General features: G+C 41.7%; 3 protein-coding genes. All 3 read left to right on the top strand.

Annotated elements, in window-relative coordinates; genetic code table 11:
- Positions 1-1,336 precede the first annotated feature (1,336 nt).
- The 3 genes from ACSHX2_RS15200 (at position 1,337) to ACSHX2_RS15190 (ending at position 3,009) form a co-directional block, all read left to right on the top strand.
- Positions 1,337-1,843 carry a YcxB family protein gene (locus ACSHX2_RS15200; protein ID WP_435693768.1) on the top strand — a complete coding sequence of 169 codons (507 nt, stop codon included), beginning with the start codon at positions 1,337-1,339 and terminating at the stop codon, positions 1,841-1,843.
- A gap of 131 nt (positions 1,844-1,974) precedes the next feature.
- The gene (locus tag ACSHX2_RS15195; RefSeq protein ID WP_435693808.1) at positions 1,975-2,502 is read left to right on the top strand and encodes a hypothetical protein; all 528 of its coding nucleotides are present in this window, start codon (positions 1,975-1,977) and stop codon (positions 2,500-2,502) included.
- A 141-nt stretch (positions 2,503-2,643) separates the two neighbouring features.
- Positions 2,644-3,009 (top strand): hypothetical protein, encoded by a 366-nt coding sequence (locus ACSHX2_RS15190; RefSeq protein ID WP_435693807.1) that lies wholly within the window; start codon positions 2,644-2,646, stop codon positions 3,007-3,009.
- Positions 3,010-3,167: the final 158 nt, after the last annotated feature.

Below are 3,167 nucleotides of genomic sequence, written 5' to 3'. Positions count from 1 at the left end.
AGCACATCTAACGCATCGACTTCGCTAACAAGACGCTGCACCCAACCTCGTACCGCGGTTGAGCGCGACTCACCTTTTACTACATTCACACCTAAATCTTAATCCAAAGCTTTCTGGCCGAGTACTCGGTTGGTGTGCTTTACGTTAGCTAAAAATGTATAAGTCGAAACTGAAAAAGCACATTTCAGAATATCCAGAGATATCATCTGGACAGTCACTAGCGCTTACATACTTTCTAATCTCGATTTTCTGGGTTAACTTTCTAGTAAAGACCGTTTTTGGCCTACCAATCTTCTCCACGCCCATTAGATCACTTGATTACTACAACACAGTTACTAGCTATCCTTTTAGTATTTCTTCTGCATTCGTATTTCTCAGTATATTTGCGACAGTAACCTCTCTATGTGTTGTCTGGGCTACATCTAATTCTAGCTCATCTAAGTGGAAACAGAGGTTTCTCATATGCATCGGTGGAGCTATTTGCATATGGTTCTCCTCATTCTGTGCAAAGCTTGAGCCCTACCATTTAGAGGAGGCCGAGTGGTTCATAGAATCATTGAAAGAACACAATTATGAAGGCTATACTCCAGAGAGACGAGACGCACTTATTGAATATATTCAGATTAACATCTCGCTCGCAAAAAATCGACCTAGCTAACAAGACGCTGCACCCAACCTCGTACCGCGTTTGAGCGCGACTCACCGTTCTCTACATTCACACTTAAATCTTAATCCAAAGCTTTCTGGCCGAGTACTCGGTTGGTGTGCTTTACGTTCGACTAAAATGAAGACCCTAAAACTGATATTCTATCATTTATGGCATCTCGCCCTTCATTTCGGCATCATTAACGCTACATTTTTTTGGGCTGTCTCAATGAACCTATTCAACTGGAGCCCACAACTTGACACGTATACGGTAGGTCTCCCCATAGTAATCACTCTTTTATGCTACCTCGTATACATTAACTCCAAATTCATAAATATAAAATTTGGAATGTTAATAGCATTTCTTCTTATTCCCTTCGTTCTGTATTATGGATACGAGATGTTTTTTGGGGAAGTTCTTAGCCATGGTTTCTTTGGGCGTAGAACCTTAAGTCCAATTTGGTTTCAGATTGTCCAATGTATGATGATTTTATCTCCAGGATTCAGCTACCTCATTTCCATTACCAACAGAGAGTCAAAACACTTCGGTAATTAATTTGTCGAACAAGACGCTGCACCCAATCCCCTCACCGTCGAGACGCGAACCAATTTCAAAATTCACACATTAACCAAAAACCAAAGCACGGTGAGAGTTCGGTGATTGGTGTGCTTTACGTTCGACTAAATTTACATGATCAAATCATCATTCACATACAACGAAGAGTTCATTCTAGAGGCTCAGAAAAAGCACAAATCAGCAAATCAGCTTAGAAAACCATTTCTGATAGCCGGTATAGCTGTCATTGTACTTTTAATCCCTATAGCCATATTCATGTTCTCTCTAGACGCTATTGGTATGGGTGTGTCTATCTTAGGGTTTTTATTAGTTGTAGTTGGCTCCCTTTGCTACGAAAAGTGGTCAGTACGACGTAGTCTACGTAGATCACCATATATCAATGACGAGGTTACTATCACATTTTCAGACGAACATTTCGAAGTTAGCACACCGATCTCACAGACATCTCTAAGTTGGAAGGTTTTCACTAAAGCCCAAGAGTTTCCTGATGGATTACTACTCTTTCATGGAGACCACATAATCAACTGGATCCCTTCCGCCTCATTAATTCGCTGCGATATCGAAGACCTTCGTCACTTTCTAAAGTCCAAAATCCAAGATTACCAACACATCACAAATTGAGCTTGTCGAACAAGACGCTGCACCCAATCCCTTCACCGTCGAGACGCGAGCCATTTCCAACATTCAAACATTAACCCAAAACCAAAGCACGCTGAGAGTTCAGTGATTGGTGTGCTTTACGTTCGACTAAAATGAAACAGCTTCTCCTACTACTCTTGGCCTTACAGACATGTCTATGCCATGCTGAGGAATGGACTATTCATTGGATTGCAGCCAAGGGTGACCTTAAGGCTACAATTAGTCCCAGCCCTAAGACACTAGATCATTATTTTACATCGCTTCCCTCAGGCCACCTTGAAGCAGATCAAGATATTCAATCTGGCCATACTCCGGCAACTTCATCTATTCGCCTTCTTGGAACTTTCAAAGACCGAAAAATCTTCACGTTAACCCATGAAGTCAAAGGTTCTTACTATTCGAGATATCATGTCATTTTAGCTGAAGTCCAAGCTAAGAAGTACATTCCATTGTATGTGCACCAATATAACCTAGGACACGAGAAACCCGTTGCACTCACTTTTGTCGGACACAACTCAACCTTCACAATCACTTCATCGATACAGTTTGTTGGACAAGGCGTTGGTAATACTAAAGAACATTACGCAGTCACATCAAATTTGACTGATCCACCGATACTCAAACATACCACGACATACTAAATTGCCTCTGTCGAACAAGACGCTGCACCCAATCCCCTCACCGTCGAGACGCGAACCATTTTCACAATTAAAACATTAACCCAAAATCAAAGCACGCTGAGAGTTCAGTGATTGGTGTGCTTTACGTTAGGCTAAATTGACATGCGCTACCTTACTCTCAGTTTTATCAAATCAGCTCTCAATCGAGGCAAAGCTGTAGATCAATTTCTTGGTGAAATCACACGTGATGGACTCACTGGCGTGCGTTACATCCAAATATCTGTTGAAGATGGTGAATATCAACTTACCACTTACGATAAAGAAAACATAGGTTCTGAAGATTTTTTGGACATCTACTCATTTCCTTCACTTATTGAGGATGAAGAATACGACCGCCCTTATACATCCTACTCAGATCTAGAAGCTGCACTTTCAGCCTCTACAACAAATCATGGAACTCAACCAGATCGCTGGGTAAACGAAGGCGTAGTTCAAGATGAATACAAAGACTACCTCACTCAAAACTGACTTGCCTAACAAGACGCTGCACCCAACCTCGTACCGCGGTTGAGCGCGGCTCACCTTTCACTACATTCACACTTAAATCTAAATCCAAAGCTTTCTGGTCGAGTACTCGGTTGGTGTGCTTTACGTTAGCGTGAATCTGAAGATTTTAGGAAGTAGAT

This window comes from Rubritalea sp. (assembly GCF_051252225.1).
Classification (GTDB): domain Bacteria; phylum Verrucomicrobiota; class Verrucomicrobiia; order Verrucomicrobiales; family Akkermansiaceae; genus Rubritalea.
The sequence above is the reverse complement of the archived record's forward strand: the minus strand, read 5'-3'. Positions and strand labels throughout refer to the sequence as shown.

Excerpts from the sequence above, each read along its gene's own strand:
- ACSHX2_RS15200 (WP_435693768.1), top strand. The coding sequence starts at position 1,337 with ATGATCAAATCATCATTCACATACAACGAAGAGTTCATTCTAGAGGCT.
- ACSHX2_RS15190 (WP_435693807.1), top strand. The coding sequence starts at position 2,644 with ATGCGCTACCTTACTCTCAGTTTTATCAAATCAGCTCTCAATCGAGGC.
- ACSHX2_RS15195 (WP_435693808.1), top strand. The coding sequence starts at position 1,975 with ATGAAACAGCTTCTCCTACTACTCTTGGCCTTACAGACATGTCTATGC.